We start from the raw sequence: 24757 nt of genomic DNA, 5'->3' as shown, positions 1-24757 counted from the left end.
CAGCCGTCCTCAGCAGTAGCCGCTGTCCAGGAAGCGGCGCTGGGAGGGCTTTCCCAGGTCCAGTTCGATGTCGGCGTGGCCGGGCAGCTCGTCGAACGCCGTGTTGGGGAGGACGAACTCCCTGCCGGTGTACTTCTGGAGCACCGACTGATCGCGGGCCGGCTTGCACACGAAGGGATTCGCGTAGGTGTTGTAGCCGAGTCCGACACCGGTGTTGAGGAACCCCGCGTCCTGGCACTGGTACAGCGCGCCCCGCAGTGCCCCGGCCGTCTTGGCGCCCTTGTACCGCGCCGCGAAGTTCCGGAAGCACGACTTCGAGTCGCCCGTGTCGTAGGGAGAGGGGCCGGCGGCCGCCAGCGCGCCGAGGAACTCCGCGTTGCAGCCGATCTTCGCCGACACCTCCTCACCGCCGAGCAGGGCGGTCCTGCGGCAGCCGGTCACCGCCTGGAACGCGTCGACGACGTCCTGGCGCGGGCCGAGCCGGGAGTACGCGTAGGCGAGCCGGGTCTGGGCGTCGAGGGGGTACGCCCCGGTGTCGCCGAACTCCTCGTCGAGCAGCCGGAACCAGGTCTCGAAGGCCGGCACCTGGGCCCGTGCACCGGGCGGAAGGGTGTAGACGGTCAGGTCCGTGGGCGTGTCCCAGGTGTCGAGGCCCGGATAGCCGACGTAGGACAGGATGCCGATGCCGACCTTCGGCGGGGTGTCGCCGTACGTCCTGCGCAGTTCCAGGTAGCGCTGGAGATTGGTGCTGGAGCCCGCCCACGCGTACCAGAATCCAGGGGGGTAGGGCGAAGCGCCGCCGCGGGCGTGCGTGGTCCCGAACAGCGACGGCGAGACGCACCTGACCTGCCGTGCGTTCCAGGCGGCCCGGTACTCACGCGGCGTGGAGATGCAGCGCGGCTTCCCGTCCGGCGCCGCGCTGGAGGACGCCGGCACCGCGCCCCCGAGGGCGAGGGCGCAGGTCGCGAGGACGACGAGGGGCATCCGGCCCCGGCCGGCTCCCAGACGCTTGAGACTCATGCTGCTCCCGAAGCTCGGTGGTCGATCTCCGGGGAAGTATCGGCCCCACCATGCTCATTTCACCGCAAACAGTGCGCATGCCGAGTGCTGTTGGGCCGATCGGACGCTCACGCGCCGGGCCGCGCCTTGCCGGGACCGGCCGATGCGGCGTTCGCGCAGCGACCGTTGAGGACCGGTCAGCACCGCGAGGCAGGTTCCGCCGGTCACGATGCCTGCGCTGAGGTGGGGCGGGTGGGACTCGAACCCACGGCCGACGGATTATGAGTCCGCTGCTCTAACCGGCTGAGCTACCGCCCCTCGCGGCGTGTCGCGTACAACTGTGCGCGCCGTCTGCCGCAGCATAGCCGCTCATACGATCTCCTGCTTCGGATGGTCGGCTTCCGCGCTGCTTCCCTGACCTGGAGGACTTCGCCCAGGCCACCGGCGGTTCCCCAGGACATGAAAAAGGACCCCGCAGGGTCCTTTTTCAACGCGCTCCCCCGACTGGACTCGAACCAGTAACCTGCCGGTTAACAGCCGGCTGCTCTGCCAATTGAGCTACGGAGGACCGAAGCTCCCCCGACTGGACTCGAACCAGTAACCTGCCGGTTAACAGCCGGCTGCTCTGCCAATTGAGCTACAGGGGATCGCTTCGTCTGCATCGAACGCATCCACCTGGGTATTCGCCAGGGGGCGGACGCTCGCTGCGACACATACATTAGCGCAAGCAGGGGGGTGCTCCGCCAATCGGTGCCCTCCAGGCCCCGCCCAGCACCACAGATCTCCGTCAGGGACTCAGCAAGGAAGGGTGGCCGACATGCGCTACCGGCTCACGTTCGTCGCCGGACTGGCCGTGGGATACGTACTCGGCGCACGCGCCGGTCAGCAGCGCTACGAGCAGATCAGGAAGGCCGCTCGCGGGGTCGCGCAGAACCCCGCCGTGCGCAACACCGCCGAGACCGCCGCCCAGCAGGGCCGGGTCTACGCGGGCAAGGCGATGCACACGGTCAGCGAGAAGGTGGGCGAGCACGTCCCCGAATCCTTCGCCGACCGGGTCCGCTCGCTGCGCGGCCGCAACGGGCACGGCCGGCCGGCCGAGGACGACTGGGGCACCAGCCACCCCTGAACCGGCCACCCGCGGACGTGCCCCCTGACCGGGAAACCTCAGGGGGCACACGCATACCGGCCGGAGCAGCCTCCGCACTGCGGCAGAATTCGAGCCATGGGGATAGTCGCCGGGTTGGACAGTTCGCCCGCATTCACTCGCATCGTGGTCTGCGACACGGACACGGGGGCCGTGCTGCGTCAGGGGTATGCCCCGCATCCGCTGGACGTGCCGGAGGGCGCCCCGCGTCCCAGTGACGTCGACCCGCAGGCGTGGCTCCTCTCCCTGGGCGAGGCGGCGGGCGGCGGGCTGCTGGAGGGGGTGCAGGCGATCGGCGTCTCCACCCAGGCGAACGCCGTGGTCCCGCTGGACGCGCAGGGCAACACCGTGCGCCCGGCGATGGCCGGGGCCGACAAGCGGGCCCAGGTGGCCGCCGCCGACCTGATCGACGCGCTCGGCGGCCGGGAGGCGTGGGCGTACGCGGTCGGCTGTGTCCCGCAGGCCGCCCGGCCGGTGACCAAGCTGCGCTGGCTGGCGAAGAGCGAGCCGGAGAACGCGAGCCGTACCGCCGCACTGCTCCAGGCGCACGACTGGCTGGTCTGGCAGTTGCTGGGCCGCCCGGCGCGCCGGACCACCGACCGGGGCGGTGCCTCGGGCACCGGGTACTGGTCCGCCGCCACCGGCGCGTACCGGTCCGACCTGGTCGAGCTGGCGCTCGGCCACCAGGTGGCGCTGCCCGAGGTGATCGGCCCGGCCGCGGCCGCCGGCACCACCCCGGAGGGGCTGCTGATCTCCGCCGGTACCGGCGAGACGATGGCCGCCGCGTTCGGCCTCGGGATCGGTCTCGGCGACGCGGTCGTCTCGCTGGGCGCGTCCGGGTCCGTGATGGCCGTGCACACCGAGGCGCTGGCCGACCAGTCCGGGATGATCACCTCCCTCGCCGACGCCACCGGCATGCATCTGCCGGTCGTCACCACCCTGAACGCCGTACGAGCCCTGCGCGGCACCGCCGGACTGCTCGGCCTGCCCGACCTGAAGGCGCTGTCCGAGCTGGCCCTGAGCTCCACGCCCGGCTCGCACGGCCTGGTCCTGCTCCCCTACCTGGAGGGCGAGCGCATCCCCGACCTGCCGCACACCGCGGGCACCCTCGCCGGGCTGCGCCGGGAGTCGATGAAGCCCGAGCATCTGGCGCGGGCCTCCTTCGAGGGCATGCTGTGCGGGCTCGCGGACGCGCTGGACGTGCTGCGCGGGCGGGGCGTGGCGGTGCGGCGGATCTTCCTGCTGGGGCAGGCCGCCGAGCTGCCCGCCGTGCAGGCGATCGCGCCGTCGCTGTTCGGGGTGCAGGTGGTCGTGCCGCAGCCCGCCGACTACGCCGCGATCGGCGCCGCCCGCCAGGCCGCCTGGGCCCTCGGCGCCGCCCAGGGCACCCTGGACCCCCGCACCCCGCCCGCCTGGCACGGCGCGGCCGCGCAGGTGCTGGAGCCCGGCGACGACCTGGCCGTGGGACAGGCGGTGCGCCAGCAGTACGTGGCGGTGCGCGAGCAGACCCATCCGGGCGCGCTCCGGCCCTAGATCCCCTTCACGGACCGGGGTCGGCGGGGCACCCGATGGGTTAATCGGTTGAGGTAACACGGGTGGAGTGCCCGACGATAGGGCCATGGGCAGAACACCGCCCCACCGCCGACTCCGAGAGACAAGCGTGCTCATACGACTTCTGCGGACCTGTCTCAGGCCCTACAAGAAACCCATCGCCCTTCTGGTGGCGCTCCAGCTCCTCCAGACCTGCGCCACGCTCTACCTGCCGAACCTCAACGCGCACATCATCGACAACGGTGTCGTGAAGGGTGACACGGGTTACATCCTGACCGCCGGCGCCCTCATGATCGGCATCTCGCTGGTCCAGGTCGTCTGCAACATCGGCGCCGTGTACTACGGCGCCCGCACCGCCTCCGCGCTCGGCCGGGACCTGCGCGGCGCGGTCTTCGACCGGGTGCAGTCCTTCTCCGCCCGCGAGCTGGGCCACTTCGGCGCGCCCTCGCTGATCACCCGTACGACCAATGACGTGCAGCAGGTCCAGATGCTGGTCCTGATGACGTTCACCCTGATGGTGTCGGCGCCCATCATGTGCGTCGGTGGCATCGTGCTGGCCCTCGGGCTGGATGTGCCGCTCTCCGCCGTACTGGTCGCCGTCGTGCCGGTGCTGGGCATCTGCGTGGCGCTGATCGTGCGCCGGCTGCGGCCGCTGTTCCGGTCGATGCAGACCCGCCTGGACACGGTGAACCGGGTGCTGCGCGAGCAGATCACCGGCAACCGCGTCATCCGCGCCTTCGTCCGCGACGAGTACGAGCACGGGCGGTTCGGGCAGGCCAACGGCGAGCTGACCGAGATGCAGCTCGCCACCGGCCGGATGCTGGCGCTGATGTTCCCGATGGTGATGACCGTGGTGAACGTGTCGTCCATCGCCGTGGTGTGGTTCGGCGCGCACCGCATCGACAGCGGCGGGATGCAGATCGGCGACCTGACCGCGTTCCTCGCCTACCTGATGCAGATCGTCATGTCGGTGATGATGGCCACCTTCATGTTCATGATGGTGCCGCGCGCGGAGGTGTGTGCCGAGCGCATCCAGGAGGTGCTGGAGACCGAGTCCAGCGTCGTGCCGCCGCTCGCGCCGGTCACCGAACTGCGCGGGCACGGGCATCTGGAGATCCGGGGCGCGGGCTTCCGCTATCCGGGTGCCGAGGAGCCGGTGCTGCGCTCCATCGAGCTGGTGGCGCGTCCGGGCGAGACCACGGCCGTGATCGGCTCTACCGGCAGCGGCAAGTCGACCCTGCTGGGCCTCGTGCCCCGGCTGTTCGACGCCACCGAGGGCGAGGTCCTGGTGGACGGCGTGGACGTGCGCGAGGCCGACCCGGCCCTGCTGGCCCGCACCGTCGGCCTGGTTCCTCAGAAGCCGTACCTCTTCGCGGGCACCGTCGGCAGCAATCTGCGCTACGGCAAGCCGGACGCCACCGACGACGAGCTGTGGGCGGCGCTGGAGACGGCGCAGGCCAAGGAGTTCGTGGAGCGTCTCGAGGGCGGTCTGGAGGCGCCGATCGCGCAGGGCGGCACCAATGTGTCGGGCGGTCAGCGCCAGCGTCTGGCCATCGCCCGCACGCTGGTCCAGCGCCCGGAGATCTACCTCTTCGACGACTCCTTCTCCGCGCTCGACTACGCCACGGACGCGGCGCTGCGCGCGGCGCTGGGCCGGGAGACCGCCGACGCCACGGTGGTGATCGTCGCCCAGCGGGTGGCGACCATCCGGGACGCCGACCGGATCATCGTGCTGGACGAGGGCCGGGTGGTGGGCTCCGGCCGCCACCACGAGCTGATGGCGGGCAACGAGACCTACCGGGAGATCGTGCTCTCCCAGCTGACGGAAGCGGAGGCCGCCTGATGGCCGGTCCCATGGGACGCATGATGGCCGGGGGCGGCCCCGACCAGCGGTCGATGGACTTCAAGAACTCGGGCAAGCGGCTGGTGGCCCAGTTCCGCCCCGAACGGGTCACCATCTACGGCCTGCTGGCCTGCGTGGTGGTCAGCGTGGCGCTGAACGTGGTCGGCCCGAAGATCCTCGGCAAGGCCACCGACCTGGTGTTCGCCGGCATCGTCGGCCGGAAGATGCCCGCCGGGGCGTCCAAGGAGCAGGTCCTCGACTCGCTGCGCGCGCGGGGCCAGGGCTCGGTCGCGGACATGCTGCGCAGCACCGACTTCGTGCCCGGTCAGGGCATCGACTTCGACGCGGTGGGCCGGGTGCTGCTGCTGGCGCTCGGTGTCTTCCTGGTCGCGGGTCTGCTGATGGCGGTGGCGACCCGGCTGGTGAACCGGGCCGTGAACCGCACGATGTACCGGCTGCGCGAGCAGGTGCAGTCCAAGCTGTCGCGGCTGCCGCTGTCCTACTTCGACAAGCGGCAGCGCGGTGAGGTGCTCTCCCGCGCCACCAACGACATCGACAACATCGGGCAGACGCTCCAGCAGTCGATGGGCCAGCTCATCAACGCGGTGCTGACCATCATCGGTGTGCTGGTGATGATGTTCTACGTCTCGTGGATCCTCGCGCTGGTCGCGCTGGTGACGGTGCCGCTGTCCTTCGTGGTGGCGACGCGGGTCGGCAAGCGGTCGCAGCCGCACTTCGTGCAGCAGTGGCGCACCACCGGCACCCTGAACGCCCACATCGAGGAGATGTACACCGGGCACACCCTGGTGAAGGTGTTCGGCCGCCAGGAGCAGTCGGCCAAGCAGTTCGCCGAGCAGAACGACGAGCTGTACGAGGCCGCCTTCAAGGCGCAGTTCCACAGCGGTGTGATGCAGCCGCTGATGATGTTCGTGTCGAACCTGAACTACGTGCTGGTCGCCGTCGTCGGTGGTCTGCGGGTGGCTTCGGGCTCGCTGTCCATCGGCGACGTGCAGGCGTTCATCCAGTACTCGCGGCAGTTCTCGATGCCGCTGACGCAGGTCGCCTCGATGGCGAACCTGGTGCAGTCCGGTGTCGCCTCGGCGGAGCGGGTGTTCGAGCTGCTGGACGCCGAAGAGCAGGAGGCGGACCCGGTGCCGGGGACGCGTCCCGCCGAGCGGCGCGGCCGGGTGGAGCTGGAGCACGTGTCGTTCCGGTACGACCCGGAGAAGTCGCTGATCGAGGATCTCTCGCTGAAGGTGGAGCCGGGCCAGACGGTGGCCATCGTCGGCCCGACCGGCGCGGGCAAGACCACGCTGGTCAACCTGCTGATGCGGTTCTACGACGTGACGGGCGGCCGGATCCTGCTGGACGGTGTGGACGTCCGGGAGATGTCGCGCGACGACCTGCGGGCCGGGATCGGCATGGTGCTGCAGGACACCTGGCTGTTCGGCGGCACCATCGCGGAGAACATCGCGTACGGCTCCTCGCGCGAGGTCACCCGCGGCGAGATCGAGGAGGCGGCGCGGGCGGCCCACGCGGACCGGTTCATCCGTACGCTGCCCGACGGCTACGACACGGTGATCGACGACGAGGGCACCGGGGTGAGCGCCGGTGAGAAGCAGCTCATCACGATCGCGCGGGCGTTCCTGTCCGAGCCGGTGATCCTGGTGCTGGACGAGGCGACGAGTTCGGTGGACACCCGCACCGAGGTGCTGATCCAGAAGGCGATGGCCAAACTGGCCGACGGCCGCACCTCGTTCGTCATCGCCCACCGCCTCTCCACGATCCGGGACGCGGACACGATCCTGGTGATGGAGAACGGTTCCATCGTGGAACAGGGCGCGCACACCGACCTGTTGGCGGCGGACGGCGCCTACGCGCGGCTGTACAAGGCCCAGTTCGCGCAGGCGGTGGCCGAGGTCGACTAGCAGGAGGCTGTCGCGCGGTTCCCTCGAAGGCGGGGGGAACTGCGCGACAGGCAGCCGGAATCAGTCGAGATAGCCCCGGAGCTGGTCCGCGTAGGCGTGGTCCCGGAGCTTGCTCAGGGTCTTCGACTCGATCTGCCGTATCCGCTCGCGGGTCACCCCGAAGAGCCGGCCGATCTCCTCCAGCGTGCGGGGGCGGCCGTCCGCCAGCCCGTAACGGAGCTGGACGACCTTCCGCTCCCGCTCCCCGAGGGTCGAGAGCACCGCCTCCAGATGCTGTCTCAGCAGCAGGAACGCCGCCGACTCCACCGGGCTCGCCGCGTCCCCGTCCTCGATCAGATCGCCGAGGGCGACATCGTCCTCCTCCCCCACGGGCGCGTGCAGCGAGACCGGTTCCAGGGCGAGGCGCAGCACCTCACGGACCCGCTCGGGCGGCAGGTCGAGGTGGGCGCCGACCTCCTCGGGGGTGGGCTCGTACCCCCGCTCCTGGAGCATGCGCCGCTGCACGCGGACGACCCGGTTGATCAGCTCGACCACGTGCACCGGCACCCGGATCGTGCGGGCCTGGTCCGCCAGCGCGCGGGACATGGCCTGCCGGATCCACCAGGTGGCGTAGGTGGAGAACTTGTACCCGCGCGCGTAGTCGAACTTCTCCACCGCGCGGATGAGCCCGAGGTTTCCCTCCTGGACCAGGTCGAGCATGGTCAGCCCCCGGCCCACGTACCGCTTGGCGACGGAGACGACGAGGCGCAGATTGGCCTCTATCAGGCGGCGCTTGGCCATCCGCCCCAGGACGACGAGCCGGTCCAGGTCGAGGGCGAGGCCGCTGTCGAGTTCGGGGGTGCTGCTGAGCTTCTCCTCGGCGAACAGCCCCGCCTCCACCCGGCGGGCGAGATCCACCTCCTCGGCGGCGGTGAGCAGGGGGATGCGGCCGATCTCGCGGAGGTACTGGCGGAACAGGTCGGCGGAGGGCCCGCCGCTCTCGGTGCGGGAGGCGCCGCGCACGGGCGTCACGGGCTCGTCGCTGTCGCCGGTCAGTGCCTCGGTGGGGGGTTCGGGCGTCTCCTCCGGCTCCTGGGCCGCCTCCGGGTGCCGGCCGCCCTGGCTCTGCGCGGGTACGGCCCTGAGCAGGCCCGGCTCGGCACCACCGTGGGCGGTGCGGGCTGTCTGCGTGAGGGTGTGGGTCTGCACGGGGGCGACCTCCAGGATGATCGCTGCTCCGGGGGGGGTGCGGCAGCGGCGCGGCGGAGCGCGGAGTCGACGGCCTGCGCTCCGGGGACTCGGGCACCGCCCTCAGTGTGGGGTACGACACATCTTCGCCACGAGGGGCGTGCGGTGACTTTTTGCTTCCGGTCCGTGACCGCGTGGTGATCCCTGGGCGCCTACAGCGCGGCCGGACCCTCGTTCTGCAGGGCGCGGTCGTACCGGGTGAGGACCATCATCTCGTTCTGCACGGCCGCCGCCTGGGCCGGATCGGCGTGGCCGAGGCGGGTGAGGGTGCTCTGGAGTTCGGTGAGGCGGCGGGTGACGGCGCGGCGCCTGATCTGCACCAGGACCATGCCCGCGTACGTCTCGTCGACCGTGCGGCGCATGATCGCCTCCACGGCCAGCTCGGTCACCATGGCCCGCACGGTGTCGTCGGGGGCGGCCTCGCGGACGCGGACCACGTACTCCTGGGGGTCCTGGGTGCCGAACTCGGCGCCGCCGGCTTCGGCGATGGTCTGGCGGACGGCCGCGTAGGGGGGTGCGGTGAACTCGTCGAGGCCGTAGGCGTCGAAGGCGGGAGAGACCAACTCCGGGCGCTGGAGGGCGAGTTTGAGGAGTTCGCGTTCGGTGGCGTAGACCGGGTTGCGCAGGGTGAGGGCGGGGCCGCCGGCCTGGCGGGGGGCGGGCTCCCACTGCTGCTGGGGGGCGCGTGACTGCTGCTGCGGGGCGCCGCCCTTGCCGCCGCGGTCGCGGGCCCAGCGGGCCAGTTGGGCGACGCGCTTGACGACGAACTGGGTGTCGAGGATGCCGAGCATGCCCGCGAGGTCGACGGCGACCTCGTGCTGGGCGCCGCTGTTCTTGATCCGGGCGACGACCGGCGCGGCCTCGTCCAGGGCGGCCGCGCGGCCCGCCGGGGTGTCGAGGTCGTAGCGGGCGACGATCTGGCGCAGCGCGAACTCGAAGAGCGGGGTGCGAGGCTGGACCAGGTCGGCGACGGCCTCGTCGCCCTTGGCGAGGCGGAGGTCGCAGGGGTCCATGCCGTCGGGGGCGACGGCGATGTAGGTCTCGGCGGCGAACTTCTGGTCGTCCTCGAAGGCGCGCAGCGCGGCCTTCTGCCCGGCCGCGTCGCCGTCGAAGGTGAAGATCACGCGGGCCGAGCCGTTGTCCATCAGCAGCCGGCGCAGGATCTTGATGTGGTCGCCGCCGAAGGCCGTGCCGCAGGTGGCGATGGCGGTGGTGACACCGGCGAGGTGGCAGGCCATGACGTCGGTGTAGCCCTCGACGACGACGGCCCGGCTGGACTTGGCGATCTGCTGCTTGGCCAGGTCGATGCCGTACAGGACCTGGGACTTCTTGTAGATCGCGGTGTCGGGGGTGTTGAGGTACTTGGGTCCGTTGTCGGACTCGTAGAGCTTGCGGGCGCCGAAGCCGACGACCTCGCCGCCGATGTCCCGGATGGGCCACATCAGGCGGCCCCGGAAGCGGTCGATGGGGCCGCGCCGGCCGTCCTGGGAGAGGCCGGAGAGGATCAGTTCCTTGTCGGTGAAGCCCTTGCCGCGCAGATAGCGGGTGAGGTGGTCCCAGCCCTGGGGGCTGTAGCCGACGCCGAAGTGCACGGCGGCGGCCTGGTCGAAGCCGCGCTCGGCGAGGAAGACCCGGCCGGTGTCGGCCTCGGGGCTGGTGGCGAGCTGCTCGGCGTACCACTGGGCGGCGATCTTGTGGGCCTCGACCAGGCGGATGCGTTCGCCGCGCTGGTGGGCGGGGTTGTAGCCGCCCTCCTCGTAGCGCAGGGTGATCCCGGCCTGGCCGGCGAGGCGCTCGACGGCCTCGGAGAAGGAGAGGTGGTCCACCTTCATCACGAAGGTGATGGTGTCGCCGCCCTCCTGGCAGCCGAAGCAGTGGAAGAGCCCCTTGCTCGGGCTGACCTGGAAGGACGGCGACTTCTCGTCGTGGAAGGGGCAGAGGCCCTTGAGGTTGCCGCCGCCCGCGTTGCGCAACTGGAGGTACTCCGAGACCACGGCGTCGATCGGGACCGCGTCCCGTACCGCCTTCACGTCCTCGTCGTTGATCCGTCCTGCCACGGATGAATTCTACGGGGGTCCCGGGGCACTCCCCGCTCGCGCGGGGCTCAGGGCACCAGGTCGGCGAGCGGGACGTGCGGGTCGGCGAGCGCCTCGACGTCCACCGCGGCACCGGAACGGATGAGGTGCTGGATGTGCTCTGTGACGTCCCACACGTTCACGTTCATCCCGGCCAGCACCCGGCCCTCGCGCACCCAGAAGGCGATGAACTCGCGCTTTCCGGCGTCGCCTCGCAGGACGACCTGGTCGTAGGAGCCGGGCGGCGCCCAGCCGCTGTACTCCAGCCCCAGGTCGTACTGGTCGGAGAAGAAGTAGGGCACGCGGTCGTAGGTGACGTCCTGGCCGAGCATGGCGCGGGCGGCGGCGGGGCCGCCGTTGAGCGCGTTGGCCCAGTGCTCGACGCGCAGCCGGGTGCCGAAGAGCGGCAGCGGGAAGCTCGCCACGTCCCCGGCGGCGAAGATGTCGGGGTCGGAGGTGCGCAGGTGCTCGTCCACGGCGATGCCGCCGCCGAAGGCGCGGTCGGCCAGTTCCAGTCCGGCCGCCTCGGCGAGGCCCGTGCGGGGCGCGGCTCCGATGGCGGCGAGCACGTCGTGCGCGGGGTGTTCCTCGCCGTCGTCGGTGCGGACGGCGAGCACCATGCCGTCCTGGCCGATGATCTCGGTGAGCCGGACGCCGAAGTGGAAGCGGACGCCGTGCTCGCGGTGCAGCTCGGCGAAGAGGTTGCCCAGCTCGGGGCCGAGGGCGCCGTGCAGCGGGGTCGGCTCGGGCTCGATGACGGTGACCTCGGCGCCGTACTCGCGGGCGGCCGCGGCGACCTCCAGGCCGATCCAGCCGGCGCCCGCGATCACCAGGTGGCCGTTGTCCCGGCCGAGCGCCGCCAGGACGCCCTTGAGGCGCTCGGCGTGGGCGAGGCGGCGCAGGTGGTGGACGCCCGCGAGACCGGTGCCGGGTACGTCGAGGCGGCGGGGTTCGGCGCCGGTGACGAGCAGCAGTTTGTCGTAGCGGATCAGAGTGCCGTCGTCGCCGAGGCGGACGGTCCTCGCCTCGCGGTCGACGGCGTCGACGGTCTGGCCGAGGTGCAGCTCGATGTCGTTGCGGGCGTACCAGGCGGGCTCGTGGACGAAGACGCTGTCCCGCTCCTCCTTGCCGAGCAGGTGCCCCTTGGACAGCGGCGGGCGCCCGTAGGGGTGGTCGCGTTCGTCGCAGATCAGTATCACGCGGCCGGTGAACCCTTCCGCGCGGAGCGTCTCGGCCGCTTTCGCCCCGGCGAGACCGCCTCCGACGATGACGAATGTCTGGTCCGCGTCGACCACTTGATGCCTCCTCGTAAGGTGCCGCCTTCAGGCGAGCGTCCCGCACCCGGCGTGGTGCGGGAAGAGGGGTGCCCGGAAACGGGCCACCCTCGGTCATTTTCCGGCTACATATGCCCCGTCAGCCGGGCGTGCAGCGTGCGGGCGGACGCGTCGGTCAGCGAGGCGATCTGGTCGACGATCACCCGCTTGCGCGCGTGGTCGCCGTCCGCCTCGTCGAACAGCGCCCTGAACTGCGGCTCCAGGCCGTCCGGGGCGCGGGCGGTGAGCGCCTCGGCCAGCTCGGCGACGACGATCCGCTGATCGGCCCGGAGCAGTTCCTGCTCGGCGCGCTGCATCACGTACCGGTCGGCGACGGCCTTGAGCACCGCGCACTCCATACGGGCCTCGCGGGGCACGACGAGTTCGGCGCCGTACCTGGTGAGGCGGCCGCCGCCGTACGCGGCGCGGGTGGCGCCCTCGGCGGCCAGGCAGAAGCGGCCGATGAGCTGGCTGGTGGCGTCCTTGAGCCAGGACTGGGCGACCGCGGTGCCGTCGTAGCCGTGCGGCCACCACTCCTGGTCCTGGAGCCGGTCGAGGGCGGCGGCGAGTTCGGCGGGATCGGTGTCCGCGGGGACGTAGCGGCCGACGGCGACCTCGAAGACGGCCTGCCGTTCGGGTTCGGCGTGCAGGCAGACCGGGTCGATGTGGCCGGCGTGCAGCCCGTCCTCGATGTCGTGCACCGAGTACGCCACGTCGTCGGCCCAGTCCATGACCTGCGCCTCGAAGCAGGTGCGGGTGCCGGGGGCCTCCTTGCGGACCCAGTCGAAGACGGGGCGGTCGTCGTCGTACACCCCGAACTTGGACGACGCCGGGTCCGTCGGGTGGGCGCCGCGCGGCCAGGGGTACTTGGTCGCGGCGTCGAGGGTGGCGCGGGTGAGGTTGAGGCCGACGGAGCCCTCGGGGGTGAAGCGCTTGGGCTCGATGCGGGTGAGGAGCCTGAGGGACTGGGCGTTGCCCTCGAAGCCGCCGATGTCGTCCGCGAACTCGTTCAGCGCCTGTTCGCCGTTGTGGCCGAAGGGGGGATGGCCGAGGTCGTGCGCCAGGCAGGCGGCCTCGACGAGGTCCGGGTCGCAGCCGAGGGCGGCGCCCAGCTCGCGGCCGACCTGGGCGCACTCCAGGGAGTGGGTGAGGCGGGTGCGGGGGCTGGCGTCCCACGCCCGGGTACGGGTGCCCGGCGTGACGACCTGGGTCTTGCCGGCGAGGCGGCGCAGCGCGGCGGAGTGCAGGATGCGGGCGCGGTCGCGCTGGAAGGCGGTACGGCCAGGGCGTTTGTCGGGTTCCGGTGCCCAGCGTTCGACGGAGGTCGGATCGTAGGCCGAGGGGTGTGCGGTGCCTTCCATGCCTCGACAGTAAGCGCCGGTACGGACATCGCGGGGCGGCGGGGCGGGTGATTACGGGAGGGGTGGCCGATTTATCGCGGTTCGGCGGGCGGGGCTCCGGGGCCGGGTGAACCGCGGGGGCGCCCTTCACGTCTCCCCGGTCGGGATCGGACACGAGGGGGGACCGCATGAGGATCAGCCGGCCGCGGCTGCCGCGCGACGTACGGGGGCGCCGGCGGCTGGTGCGGGGCGTGGTCGCGGGGTGCGTGCTGGCACTGCTGCCGTCGACCTGGCTGTACGTGTCGACGGCGGACCGGCTGCGGACGGCGGCGGACGTGCCGCACACCGAGGTCGCCGTCGTCTTCGGCGCCGGGCTGTGGGACGGGGAGCCCTCGCCGTACCTGGCGCACCGGCTGGACGCGGCGGCCGGGCTGTACCGGGCGGGCCGGATCGAGGCCGTACTGGTCACGGGCGACAACAGCCGTACCGACTACGACGAGCCGAGCGCGATGCGCGCCTACCTGAGCCGTCACGGGGTCCCGGCCGGACGGATCGTCAGCGACTATGCGGGCTTCGACACCTGGGACTCCTGTGTCCGCGCCCGCCGGATCTTCGGCGTCCACCGCGCGGTCCTGATCAGCCAGGGCTTCCACATCCGCCGCGCGGTCGCCCTGTGCGAGGCGGCCGGGGTGACCTCGTACGGCCTCGGTGTCGAGGCGAAGCACGACGCGACCTGGTACTACGGCGGCACCCGCGAACTCTTCGCGGCGGGCAAGGCGGCGCTGGACGCGACGCTCCACCCCGACCCGCACTTCCTGGGACCGCGCGAACAGGGCGTCCGGCGGGCGCTGGCGACCCCGAGCGCCCCCTAGGGGAAAGCCCGGCCCGGAAGGGATCTCCACGGAGGCGTCCGGGCCCGTGAGGGATCTCCACGAGAACCCCATCAGGCCCCCCGAAGGCGCTATGGACATGCCATGTCATGCCCACTTAAATCTCAAGGGCATCAGCGCCACCCCCACGCCTCGTAGGCGCCTCACCCAAGGAGACCGATGAGCCGGATACGGCAGCACGTCCGAGGGTCCCGTCGTCTCGCCACCGCCGGTACCGCCGCGGCGGCGGCCACTTTGCTGGTCACCGCCCTCTCCCCCGCCGCCCAGGCCGACTCCGGGCCGAACCGTGCGACCACGCTCGCCGACGCCGCCTCGATCCTCGTCGCACACGCCGCGAGTCTCGGCCTCACCTCCGACCAGGGCACCAGTGTCCGGGACGTGATCGTCGACAAGGACGGCACCCGGCACGTCCGCTACGACCGTACCTACCACCAGATCCCCGTCATCGGCGGGGACTTCGTGGTCCACCTGAACTCCACAGGTGGTTACCGCGGCACCGACCGCGCCACCCGCACCGCGCTCTCGCTGCCCACGGTCACCCCGAAGCTGACCGGCCCGAAGGCGGCCGGGCTCGCGGTGGACGCGCTGCGCTCCGCGAGCCCCCGCGAGCTGACCCGGGCCAAGGCCAAGCCCGAGCTGGTCGTCGACGCCCTGCACGGCGCGCCGAAGCTGGCCTGGCGGACCAACGCGGTCGGCCTGGACACGCTCGGCAACCCGGTGGGCCGCACCGTGCTGACCGACGCCCGCACCGGCGCCCGCATCGACGCCTGGGACAGCATCGAGACGGCGGCCGGTGACGGCAAGTCGCTCTACAGCGGGACGGTTCCGCTGCAGACGGCCCAGTCGGGCTCCTCGTTCCAGCTCAAGGACGCCACCCGCGGCAACACCTACACCGGGGACGCGGCCAACAAGACCGACCTGTGCATCCTCGGGATCTGCCTGAGCCGGGCCCCCTCGACGGTGTTCACCGACACCGACAACCACTGGGGCACCGGCGCCACCGCCGACCGCGCCTCGGCGGCCGTCGACGCCCAGTACGGCACGGACCAGACCTGGGACTACTACAAGAACGTCCACGGCCGCAGCGGCATCGCGGGCGACGGCAAGGGCTCGTACAACCGCGTCCACTACGGCAACAACTACAACAACGCCTTCTGGGACGACAGTTGCTTCTGCATGACCTACGGCGACGGTGACGGCACCACCTTCGGTCCGCTGGTCGCGCTCGACGTGGCCGGGCACGAGATGACGCACGGCGTCACCTCCAAGACGGCCGCGCTGACGTACTCGGGCGAGTCCGGCGGCCTGAACGAGGCGACCTCGGACATCCTCGGCACGATGGTCGAGTGGAACGCGGACAACGCCACCGACAAGGGGGACTACCTCATCGGTGAGCGCATCGTGAAGCCCGGCTTCGGCAAGGCCGCGCTGCGCTTCATGGACAAGCCCTCCAGGGACGGCAACTCGGCCGACTACTGGTCCAGTTCGCTCGGCAACCTGGACGTGCACTACTCCTCCGGCGTCGCCAACCACTTCGCGTACCTCCTCGCCGAGGGCAGCGGAGCGAAAACCGTCAACGGTGTCTCGTACGACTCCCCGACCGCCAACGGCTCCACCGTGACCGGCATCGGCCGGGAGAAGGTCGGCAAGATCTGGTACCGCGCGCTGACGGTGTACATGACCTCCTCCACCAAGTACGCGGGCGCCCGCACGGCGACCCTGAACGCGGCGAAGGACCTGTACGGGGCCGGGAGCGCGGAGTACGGCGCGGTCGCGGCGGCGTGGAGCGCGGTGAACGTGAGCTGAGCCTTTTTCGGCGAGGGTGACTGACGGTGCGTCGGGGTTCCGGCGCACCGTCTTCGCGTTCCCCCCGGTCGCACGCCATTCGTGTGCACTTGACTCCGTGCTTCTGGTGGGCCTCTGACCTGGTGTTACGTCGCGCCGCCTCACCCGTGCGGAGCCGGCGGGCGCCACCCGTTCACCGCAGCGGGGGCGGCGGCTCGGGAGGCGGAGCGGGCGCGGTGGCCTTTACCTCGGAAGTGCGGGGGACGTGCCCCCGCACTTCCGAGGTACGAGTCGGACAAGCTCTTGGGGAGCACCATGCGTCGCACCGCCCGTCTGCTGACCGGTACCGCGCTCGCCGTAGCCGCGGCCGGGCTCGGCACGGCTCCGGCCCACGCGGGCGTCCCGCATCTGCGGCCCGCGCAGGTCGGCAGTCTCCAGGTGTACCCGTCCACCGCGCTGCCCGGCAGCCAGGTCACGGTGAACACCGCGGCCTGCGGGGAGAAGGGCGCGGCGCTCGGGGACGCGGGAGCGGTAGGCGCGGGGACGTTCGCGCTGGCGCCGACCACGCACGAGGGCGAGGCCATCGGGCAGTTCCAGGTTCCGGCGGGGGCGCAGCCGGGGACGTACGAGATCGTCGCGCGGTGCGCGGAGGGCGACCGGCGGGTGACGGGTGACCTGATGGTGACCCTGGCCGGCGCTCACGGGCAGGTGCAGCCGCACGGCAGTGTGAAGACGGGGGTCGGCGGTGCCTTCGGCCCCGGCCCCGTGCAGACCACGGCGGGTGTGGCGGCTCTTGCCGTCGCCGCCGCGGGCGGTACCTGGCTCCTGCATCGCCGGGCGAGAGGCGACGGGATCTGACGGACACCCTCCGCTGTCCGTCGCCGGTACCGCGAAGTCCCGCCCCCTGAGGGTCCGATGCCCCTCGTGACCCATAGGGGGCGGGCCTCCCTGTGAAGGGGGGTGCTGTCTCCGGGAAGGGATTTCCATGCGCAGGATCGGCGACACCGCCATAGCCGCCGTCACGGTGCTCGCGCTGGGCACGGGCGTGTGGCTCCTCGGCCCCGGCACCGGCACACCCCCGCAGCCGTCCGCCGCCGAGGGCCGGCCCGATCCGGGCGGCGCACACGGCACGGCCCCCGCACTGCCCGCGTCCCCGCCCACCCGCGTCCGCATCCCCGCGATACGCGTGGACGCCCCCCTGACGGGCCTCGCCCTCACCCCGTCGGGCAGCCTGGACGCACCGCCCCCGGCGGAGAAGAACCTCGCCGGCTGGTACGAGGCGGGCACCACCCCCGGCGACACCGGCACCGCGGTCGTGGCCGGCCACGTCGACAACACCGACGGCCCGGCGGTCTTCTACGACCTCGGCGCCCTGAAACGGGGCACGACGATCGAGATCGACCGCGAGGACGCCACGACGGCCGTCTTCACGGTGGACGCGGTGGAGGTCTACTCCGCGAACAACTTCCCCGACGAAAAGGTCTACGGCGCCTCGCCCCGCCCCGAACTCCGGGTGATCACTTGCGGGGGCGGGTACTCCAGGTCGACGGGGTACCAGGGGAACGTGGTGGTGTTCGCGCATCTGAGGGGGAGCCGGGCAGCGTGACGGATCAGTTGACCTCCCAGTCTCCGGGCCCGACTCCCAATCGGGGCCTGCCGACGCCGACGGAACGACTGCCTGCCACGATGCGTCTGTGAGCTACGACCTTGCTGTGTGGGACGGCGACCGTCCGCCCGACGATCACCAGGCAGGCTCGACATACGACGAGCTCTACGAGCGCTACTTGGCGTCGAACGATGTGGTCATGCCTCCGGTGCCGAGCATCACGGCCTACGTGGAGGCCCTCGTCGCGCAATACCCGGACGATGTCGACCGACGTGTCGTATGGGCGTCGACACCGGTCCTCGACGAGGCATCGGGGCCGCTCGTGTACCTGGCCATGTCCTACAGCAAGGCTCAGGAAGTGTCCGAGTACGCCTCTGCGCTGGCCCGCGAGCACGGACTCATCTGCTTCGACCCGCAGGCGGAACGCCTCCGGCCGTGAGCTGCCAGCCCACGGTGGGACCGCAGAGGCAACGGCATGCGACGGGGCTCAACCATGCCCAAAGCTGCCCGACTTCTTGAGATGGGCGTTTGCCCGCTGGCCGTTCCGGGCCCGCACTTGCGCCCACTCCCCCGCCGGATCGCTCCGCTGGTCTCGCTGGTGTAGAGCAGGCGGGCATGGCGCCACACGGGCTTTCGCGGGTTCGTCCGGTCCTCGATGTGCACGACTTGCGGCGGGAACTTCTCGCGGTGCCGTGTGATCTCGTCCAGGACCGAGCGTCTTTGCGGAACGGCCCGATAGCTCTGCCTGGTCCTCGGCTCCCCGAGGTATGGCACCCCCTTGTCGGGGCCGGTCAACCAGCCCGAACAGCTCGCCTTGTCGCAATCCCGTCGACGCGGCCTGCCTCACCGGGGAGCGATATCGGGGGGAACAGCGCCTTCACCGCCTCCGGATGGAGCCGGTGAATCTCCGAATAAACGTCTGACGGCTTCATCCCTTCCCACGGGTACTTCGGGATCGTCCCCTCTTGGTGGGCTATCTTCAGGATGCTGGTGCAGACGTTCCAGGGTGTTGCGAAGGTCGACGGGGTAATTACCCCCGACCGTTCTTTGATCCACCTGAGTCCGTCGACTCGCTGTATCCGGCCGATCTCCCAATTGCCGAACGTGGGGTAGATGTGCAGCCGTAGGGCTCGCTCCACGTTCGTATCGGTCCGCTCGCGGTGTACGGCCGTCTCCTGCCATGTTCAGCGATGGCCCGGAACTTCTGCTTGCCCAACTCCCGGTTCACGAGCAGCCGTAATCAAGCTCTGCCGTCCCCCCGGCGGTCTTCCTTGCGAAGTTCTCCTTATTTCCGCGTCACCGCGTCGCGTGCGTCATCCGAGATCCTGACCTGCCGCTCGCTGACCAGTGGCGAAACACGATCGGGCCAGATCAATGGAGAGGCAGATAGACCTCTGCATGCGTGTACTACTTGGCCAAGGCGATCGGTCCACATGTTTTACAGCGCCTATATTTCGACGCTTCTCGAAATGGGACCGGCACCCAGCTACCGCTTTTCAGTCGGCACGAATCTAGATGAACAACGCCGGTTTTCTTGTTTACGAGCAGGCTAGTTGCATGTTGAGACCAATTCAAGTCCACAGGCAACTCCACCCCTGTCAGCAGCTCTTTATATTCGGCGCTCTTTTGGAAAGGTTCAAAGAGAGGCCACTCGATAATGTCTTCTGCGCTGAGCTCTCCTGCCCGATATAGCACTTTCACCAGCTTCAGCGCCTCATGTTTTTCACCCTGCAGGCAGAGCTTGGCCAAGCGATAGCGATCTCCGAGAGCGCTTACGTCCCATGAGGAAATCTCGGCCCTAGTTGAGTCGGGGCTCATGCGCTCACGTGCAATCCAGTTGTTCACCTTTGCAGTGAGCTTCGACCCCATTGGGACGTTCATCGTCCCGACGAACTCGGTAACCTTCCCAACGACGGAATTTCGCTCAGCTAGAAGGTTGGAGTAGGCGAAGTCATTGGCGCGACTTGCAGTCCATTCCGCGAAATCCTTGCCAAACTTCAAGAGGAGGCTACTGGAGAGTAGGAATCCGAACGCCATCACCTCCGCAACAGCCCTGTGGGCGTATTCTTCATCACACGAGACCTCGTCACCAGCCTTGAGGGAGCCTGCGAGGGAGGAATTCACATTTGATATATATCGCTTAGAGACTATTCCGCCATTGTGTACAAGAATGTGGCGTCGCTGAAACACTTCCTTGAGGCGTTCCCAGTCAATGGCGCATTCTTCAAATTTTATATTCGTGCGATCCGAGAAGAACTTTCTCCACTCGGAGAAACTTTTGAACATGAGATCATCAATGCGCCGCGTGATGGCCAAGTCGACCGCATCTTCGATGTTCTCTAGCGCCTTTAGGTCTTTAAGCGAGAATTCCTTTTCAGTCTCTCGTGCGACGTTTTCAAGCGCTTGGGGTGAAACCTTGTAAAATTCCTTTACCAGCGCCGCGAAAAGAACCTCGAAACTACTCACGGCGGAGATGACAAACTGCTCAAGCATCAATTTCTTGCGCTTGGGGCGCAGGAGTAGGTCATGCATGGCAGCAATCAGCTTGGGGAGGTACGACTCCGACTTGAACTCCTCAAAGATCGCACCCAACATCTCGGAAAATTCGATATGGTCGCCAGAGTTCGTCATGTACTCAACCCAAAATTGACTGAACCTCACCCTGTCTTCCAGCGGGACGAACCTCAGGGCAGACACCAGCTCTGCGGCGCCCCTATCTAGCGAATCATGCGTTTCGACAACAGGTAGAATCGAATCAATCAAGTCATCTAGCGCCTCGCATCGCCGAATGAATTGATCGGACGCAATCATGACCTTCGCGTAAAATTGCTGCTTCTGATCATCTGTCACGGCGGCCATGTTAGCGACCTGTAGGCCTTCAATCAGTGCGTTCGCAAGAACTGCTCACTGGCTTTAGAGCGCGGCCTCGCCATCGTGGCTGCCTGTTGTCGGCTCAGCGTGTCAGCGGGGGGGGATCACGGCCAGACACCTCTGCTCGCCAGCCACGAGCCCGGCGCTTCCTCGGTCAGTGAAGGCCCCCGCCCATTGCCCGATCGCCCTGTCCCTCTTCTACGTGAACGGGGCAGTCTCTGGGCCGTCCGAGGGCGGCCCACGTCAGCCACTGACGACTAACAACGACCATGAGGGCGCGACAGACTGCCGCGCCCTCTCGGTGCGTCTGTCCAGCTAAACCACGTGTCGAGCCACATCCGCGCCCGCCACTGGTCCAGCGGGATCGCCTTGCCCATGTACAGGGGCCAGAAGTAGATAAAGCTTTGTCGAGACGGCGGGCAGCCGACGTCGCTGCACCCCTCGGTTTGCACTGCCATCGACAAGGCTCACATCAGGTGCAGCGGGGGTGATCACTGGCCATCTGGCCCTCTCCGCCTAGCTCATCGATGTACTTTCAGGCGAGCGCCGCCGCGATTCGGCGCCTGGACTGCAAGAGGATCGAACGCCAGATGGAGACCGCCAGCGCAGCACGCATACGACTACAGGAACGTCAGCAGGAGCTGCAGGCTGAGCTGGAGCAGGTGCAGCGGCAACTGGACCATTTGGGGACGAAGGTGGCCGTGTCGAAGTGGTGGAAGGCGCCCAGTGGACCGATGGGGCGAGGCACCGTCTACCACACGGGCAGGGACAAGCGGTGCCGGCCGGGGAACCGGCCGGATGAGATCACCTTGTACGAAGCCTTGCACGCGGGACTCGTCCCGTGCCGAAAGTGCAGACCGGAGCAGCCCTAACGGAAGACCGTTACCCCGGTGTCGTCGACGAGCTGGGGCAACAGCAAGTCTGGCTTCAGATCTACCGGGGTATCGAGAAGATCGCGTGACGGGGCCCAGTCGCACCTGAAAGGCATAACGGCCTCGCACTGGTCCGACGGCAGCCAACGCCAGCAAACGCCATTTGGCCCGGCCAGCGCCGCATCTCGACACTCCCCCACCCCACACGCAAAGAGGCGGCACCCCCGCACAGGGTGCCGCCCCTCTTTGTGGCGCCGGAGCCCGTCGTCGATCGGTGGTGAGGGTCGGGGACCGACGACGGGTCCGGGGTCGGCGGGAGGTCAGCGGTGGTCGCTGCCCTCCGACTGGGTGGCCGCGCGGCCGGCTTCGAGGCGGGCCACCGGGATGCGGAAGGGGGAGCAGGAGACGTAGTCCAGGCCGACCTCGTGGAAGAAGTGGACGGACTCCGGGTCGCCGCCGTGCTCGCCGCAGACGCCGAGCTTGAGGTCGGGGCGGGTGGCCCGGCCAGCCTCGGCGGCGGCCTTCACGAGCGAGCCGACGCCGTCCCGGTCGATCGTCTCGAAGGGGCTGACGCCGAAGATGCCCTTCTCCAGGTACGCCGTGAAGAAGGATGCCTCCACGTCGTCCCGGCTGAAGCCCCACACCGTCTGGGTGAGGTCGTTCGTGCCGAAGGAGAAGAACTCCGCGGCCTCGGCGATCTGACCGGCGGTCAGCGCGGCGCGCGGCAGCTCGATCATCGTGCCGATGGCCAGCTTCAGCTTCGTACCCGTCGCCGCCTCGACCTCCGCGATGACCTGGTCGGCCTCGTCGCGGACGATCTCCAGCTCCTGGACGGTGCCCACGAGCGGGATCATGATCTCGGCGCGCGGGTCGCCCTTGGCCGCCTTGCGCTCGGCGGCCGCCTCCGCGATGGCGCGGACCTGCATGGTGAACAGGCCGGGGATGACGAGGCCGAGGCGGACACCGCGCAGGCCCAGCATCGGGTTCTGCTCGTGGAGGCGGTGGACCGCCTGCAGGAGGCGGAGTTCGTTCTCGTGCGGCTCCTGCCGAGACTCGGCGAGGGCCACGCGGACCGACAGCTCGGTGATGTCGGGGAGGAACTCGTGCAGCGGGGGGTCCAGGAGACGTACCGTCACCGGCAGGCCGTCCATCGCCTCGAACAGCTCGACGAAGTCCCGCTTCTGCAGCGGGAGAAGCTGCTTCAGCGACTCCTCGCGCTCCGTCTCGGTGTCCGCGAGGATCAGCCGCTCGACCAGCTCACGCCGGTCCCCGAGGAACATGTGCTCGGTACGGCACAGGCCGATGCCCTGCGCCCCGAACCGCCGCGCCCGCAGCGCGTCCTCGGCGTTGTCGGCGTTGGCCCGCACCCGCAGCCGGCGCTTGCGGTCGGCGAAGGCCATCATGCGGTGCACGGCCTCGACCAGCTCGTCGGCGTCGTCCGCGCCCGGGTGCATCCGGCCCTCGAAGTACTCCACCACCGGGGAGGGCACGACCGGCACCTCACCGAGGTACACCTTGCCGGAGGAACCGTCGATGGAGATGACGTCGCCCTCCTCCACCACATGCCCGCCCGGTACGACCATCCGGCGCCGCTTGGTGTCGACCTCCAGCTCCTCCGCGCCGCAGACACAGGTCTTGCCCATGCCGCGCGCGACGACGGCCGCGTGGGAGGTCTTGCCGCCGCGCGAGGTGAGGATGCCCTCGGCCGCGATCATGCCGTCCAGGTCGTCGGGGTTGGTCTCCCGGCGGACCAGGATGACCTTCTCGCCCGAGCGGGACCACTTGACGGCGGTGTACGAGTCGAAGACCGCCTTGCCGACCGCCGCGCCCGGCGAGGCCGCGATGCCCCGCCCAACCTGCTCGGCCCTGGCGTCCTCGTCGAAGCGGGGGAACATGAGCTGGGCGAGCTGGGCGCCGTTGACCCGCTGGAGCGCCTCGGTCTCGTCGATCAGGCCCTGGTCCACGAGCTGGGTCGCGATGCGGAAGGCCGCGCCCGCGGTGCGCTTGCCGACGCGGGTCTGGAGCATCCACAGCTTGCCGCGCTCGATGGTGAACTCGATGTCGCAGAGATCCTTGTAGTGGTTCTCCAGGGTCTCCATGATCTGCATGAGCTGGTCGTACGACGCCTTGTCGATGTTCTCCAGCTCCGCGAGCGGCACGGTGTTGCGGATGCCCGCGACCACGTCCTCGCCCTGCGCGTTCTGGAGGTAGTCGCCGTAGACGCCCTGGTGCCCGGAGGCGGGGTCGCGGGTGAAGGCGACGCCGGTGCCGGAGTCGGGGCCGAGGTTGCCGAAGACCATCGAGCAGACGTTGACCGCGGTGCCCAGGTCGTGCGGGATGCGCTCCTGGCGGCGGTAGAGCTTGGCGCGGTCGGTGTTCCAGGAGTCGAAGACCGCGTGGATGGCGAGGTCCATCTGCTCGCGCGGCTCCTGCGGGAAGTCCCGGCCGGCCTCGGCCTTGACCGTCTTCTTGAAGGCGGCGACCAGCTTCTTCAGGTCGGCCGCGTCCAGCTCGGTGTCGACCTGGACGCCCTTGGCCTCCTTGGCCTTCTCCAGCGCCTCTTCGAAGAGCTCGCCGTCGACGCCGAGGACGGTCTTGCCGAACATCTGGATGAGGCGGCGGTAGGAGTCCCACGCGAAGCGCTCGTCGCCGGCCTGCTTGGCCAGGCCCTTCACCGACTTGTCGGAGAGGCCGATGTTCAGGACGGTGTCCATCATGCCGGGCATGGAGAACTTGGCGCCGGAGCGGACCGAGACCAGCAGCGGGTCGTCGGCCTGGCCGAGCTTCTTGCCCATGCGCTGCTCCAGCGCGTCGAGGTGCGCACTCACCTCGTCCCGCAGTGCCGCGGGCTCCTCGCCGCTGTCGAGGTAGACCTTGCACGCCTCGGTGGTGATGGTGAAGCCGGGAGGGACCGGCAGTCCGAGGTTGGTCATCTCGGCGAGGTTGGCACCCTTGCCACCGAGCAGGTCCTTGAGGTCCTTGTTGCCCTCGGTGAAGTCGTAGACGAACTTCGCTACGTGAGGCTCTTTGTTTTCCGACACGGGTCTCGACTCCTTGAGGCCACGGTGGCTGCCCTGACGGCGAGGAACATACCCAGATCGAAGGCACCTGGGTACGTCCACTCGTGCGTCATAAGCCTGTAACCAGCCGTCTGCCACAGGATCGAAAGCAAAGGCAGAGCAAGGCCAGGGCCACGCGAGTGTTCACTTCTTGAACGGAAGGGCGTCCGGCGACGCCGCATCCAGCTCATGTGAGCGGTGATCAGCACGTTTGATTTCGATCAATGAACGCCCAAGGGGTGGCACCGAGTGCC

At 69.5% G+C, this 24757-nt stretch carries 15 protein-coding genes, 3 tRNA genes and 1 pseudogene; 9 read left to right on the top strand and 10 right to left on the bottom strand.

Annotated elements, in window-relative coordinates:
• Nucleotides 1-9: 9 nt before the first annotated feature.
• The 4 genes from HEK131_RS05990 to HEK131_RS05975 form a co-directional block, all read right to left on the bottom strand.
• Complete coding sequence (locus HEK131_RS05990) at nt 10-1020, bottom strand: hypothetical protein (RefSeq protein WP_244333915.1); 1011 nt, start codon at nt 1018-1020, stop codon at nt 10-12.
• A 223-nt stretch (nt 1021-1243) separates the two neighbouring features.
• Nucleotides 1244-1317 (bottom strand) — tRNA-Ile (locus HEK131_RS05985).
• A gap of 177 nt (nt 1318-1494) precedes the next feature.
• Nucleotides 1495-1567 (bottom strand) — tRNA-Asn (locus tag HEK131_RS05980).
• Between the two features lie 6 nt (nt 1568-1573).
• A tRNA-Asn gene (locus tag HEK131_RS05975) sits at nt 1574-1646 on the bottom strand.
• Between the two features lie 170 nt (nt 1647-1816).
• On the opposite strand from HEK131_RS05975, the gene HEK131_RS05970 reads away from it, so the two are divergent.
• From HEK131_RS05970 to HEK131_RS05955, 4 genes are all read left to right on the top strand, one after another.
• The gene (locus tag HEK131_RS05970) at nt 1817-2125 is read left to right on the top strand and encodes a YtxH domain-containing protein (protein ID WP_161145768.1); all 309 of its coding nucleotides are present in this window, start codon (nt 1817-1819) and stop codon (nt 2123-2125) included.
• A 96-nt stretch (nt 2126-2221) separates the two neighbouring features.
• Complete coding sequence (locus HEK131_RS05965) at nt 2222-3676, top strand: FGGY family carbohydrate kinase (protein ID WP_217463446.1); 1455 nt, start codon at nt 2222-2224, stop codon at nt 3674-3676.
• A 127-nt stretch (nt 3677-3803) separates the two neighbouring features.
• Nucleotides 3804-5537, top strand: a complete 1734-nt coding sequence (locus HEK131_RS05960; RefSeq protein ID WP_217463445.1) for an ABC transporter ATP-binding protein — start codon at nt 3804-3806, stop codon at nt 5535-5537.
• The gene (locus tag HEK131_RS05955) at nt 5537-7465 is read left to right on the top strand and encodes an ABC transporter ATP-binding protein (protein ID WP_244333914.1); all 1929 of its coding nucleotides are present in this window, start codon (nt 5537-5539) and stop codon (nt 7463-7465) included. The genes HEK131_RS05960 and HEK131_RS05955 overlap by 1 nt, the downstream gene beginning before the upstream one ends.
• A gap of 60 nt (nt 7466-7525) precedes the next feature.
• Here HEK131_RS05955 and HEK131_RS05950 read toward each other — a convergent pair.
• From HEK131_RS05950 to HEK131_RS05935, 4 genes and pseudogenes are all read right to left on the bottom strand, one after another.
• Nucleotides 7526-8722, bottom strand: a pseudogene (locus HEK131_RS05950) (RNA polymerase sigma factor); the annotation flags it as partial.
• A 122-nt stretch (nt 8723-8844) separates the two neighbouring features.
• The gene (dnaG, locus tag HEK131_RS05945) at nt 8845-10749 is read right to left on the bottom strand and encodes a DNA primase (RefSeq protein ID WP_244333912.1); all 1905 of its coding nucleotides are present in this window, start codon (nt 10747-10749) and stop codon (nt 8845-8847) included.
• 47 nt (nt 10750-10796) lie between these two features.
• Nucleotides 10797-12062 carry an NAD(P)/FAD-dependent oxidoreductase gene (locus HEK131_RS05940; protein ID WP_244333911.1) on the bottom strand — a complete coding sequence of 422 codons (1266 nt, stop codon included), beginning with the start codon at nt 12060-12062 and terminating at the stop codon, nt 10797-10799.
• 104 nt (nt 12063-12166) lie between these two features.
• A complete protein-coding gene (locus HEK131_RS05935; RefSeq protein WP_217463441.1) occupies nt 12167-13441 on the bottom strand; it encodes a deoxyguanosinetriphosphate triphosphohydrolase in 1275 nt (424 codons plus the stop codon).
• A gap of 167 nt (nt 13442-13608) precedes the next feature.
• Here HEK131_RS05935 and HEK131_RS05930 point away from each other — a divergent pair, with 167 nt between their 5' ends.
• The 5 genes from HEK131_RS05930 to HEK131_RS05910 all read left to right on the top strand — a co-directional run bounded on the left by HEK131_RS05930 (nt 13609) and on the right by HEK131_RS05910 (nt 18140).
• Complete coding sequence (locus tag HEK131_RS05930; RefSeq protein ID WP_217463440.1) at nt 13609-14292, top strand: SanA/YdcF family protein; 684 nt, start codon at nt 13609-13611, stop codon at nt 14290-14292.
• Nucleotides 14293-14469: 177 nt separating this feature from the next.
• Entirely contained in the window at nt 14470-16116 is a 1647-nt protein-coding gene (locus tag HEK131_RS05925) for a M4 family metallopeptidase (protein WP_244333910.1), read from the top strand.
• A 294-nt stretch (nt 16117-16410) separates the two neighbouring features.
• On the top strand, nt 16411-16953 hold the full coding sequence (locus HEK131_RS05920) for a hypothetical protein (RefSeq protein ID WP_217463438.1): 543 nt from the start codon (nt 16411-16413) through the stop codon (nt 16951-16953).
• 127 nt (nt 16954-17080) lie between these two features.
• Nucleotides 17081-17701: a class F sortase gene (locus HEK131_RS05915; protein WP_244333909.1), complete on the top strand. Its 621-nt coding sequence runs from the start codon at nt 17081-17083 to the stop codon at nt 17699-17701.
• Between the two features lie 88 nt (nt 17702-17789).
• Nucleotides 17790-18140: a hypothetical protein gene (locus tag HEK131_RS05910; RefSeq protein WP_244333908.1), complete on the top strand. Its 351-nt coding sequence runs from the start codon at nt 17790-17792 to the stop codon at nt 18138-18140.
• Between the two features lie 968 nt (nt 18141-19108).
• Here the strand turns inward: HEK131_RS05910 and HEK131_RS05905 are convergent.
• Together HEK131_RS05905 and ppdK are read right to left on the bottom strand one after the other, a co-directional pair.
• Nucleotides 19109-20551, bottom strand: a complete 1443-nt coding sequence (locus HEK131_RS05905; protein ID WP_244333907.1) for a hypothetical protein — start codon at nt 20549-20551, stop codon at nt 19109-19111.
• A gap of 1213 nt (nt 20552-21764) precedes the next feature.
• Complete coding sequence (ppdK, locus tag HEK131_RS05900; protein ID WP_244333906.1) at nt 21765-24485, bottom strand: pyruvate, phosphate dikinase; 2721 nt, start codon at nt 24483-24485, stop codon at nt 21765-21767.
• Nucleotides 24486-24757: the final 272 nt, after the last annotated feature.

The organism is Streptomyces seoulensis, from assembly GCF_022846655.1.
In the GTDB taxonomy this organism is placed as follows: Bacteria; Actinomycetota; Actinomycetes; order Streptomycetales; family Streptomycetaceae; genus Streptomyces.
The sequence above is the reverse complement of the archived record's forward strand: the minus strand, read 5'-3'. Positions and strand labels throughout refer to the sequence as shown.

Bases quoted from the DNA above. Each gene is read 5' to 3' on its own strand.
- HEK131_RS05915 (WP_244333909.1), top strand. From the start codon at position 17,081: ATGCGCAGGATCGGCGACACCGCCATAGCCGCCGTCACGGTGCTCGCG.
- HEK131_RS05920 (WP_217463438.1), top strand. From the start codon at position 16,411: ATGCGTCGCACCGCCCGTCTGCTGACCGGTACCGCGCTCGCCGTAGCC.
- HEK131_RS05970 (WP_161145768.1), top strand. From the start codon at position 1,817: ATGCGCTACCGGCTCACGTTCGTCGCCGGACTGGCCGTGGGATACGTA.
- HEK131_RS05925 (WP_244333910.1), top strand. From the start codon at position 14,470: ATGAGCCGGATACGGCAGCACGTCCGAGGGTCCCGTCGTCTCGCCACC.
- HEK131_RS05935 (WP_217463441.1), bottom strand. From the start codon at position 13,441: ATGGAAGGCACCGCACACCCCTCGGCCTACGATCCGACCTCCGTCGAA.
- HEK131_RS05965 (WP_217463446.1), top strand. From the start codon at position 2,222: ATGGGGATAGTCGCCGGGTTGGACAGTTCGCCCGCATTCACTCGCATC.
- HEK131_RS05990 (WP_244333915.1), bottom strand. From the start codon at position 1,020: ATGAGTCTCAAGCGTCTGGGAGCCGGCCGGGGCCGGATGCCCCTCGTC.
- HEK131_RS05955 (WP_244333914.1), top strand. From the start codon at position 5,537: ATGGCCGGTCCCATGGGACGCATGATGGCCGGGGGCGGCCCCGACCAG.
- HEK131_RS05930 (WP_217463440.1), top strand. From the start codon at position 13,609: ATGAGGATCAGCCGGCCGCGGCTGCCGCGCGACGTACGGGGGCGCCGG.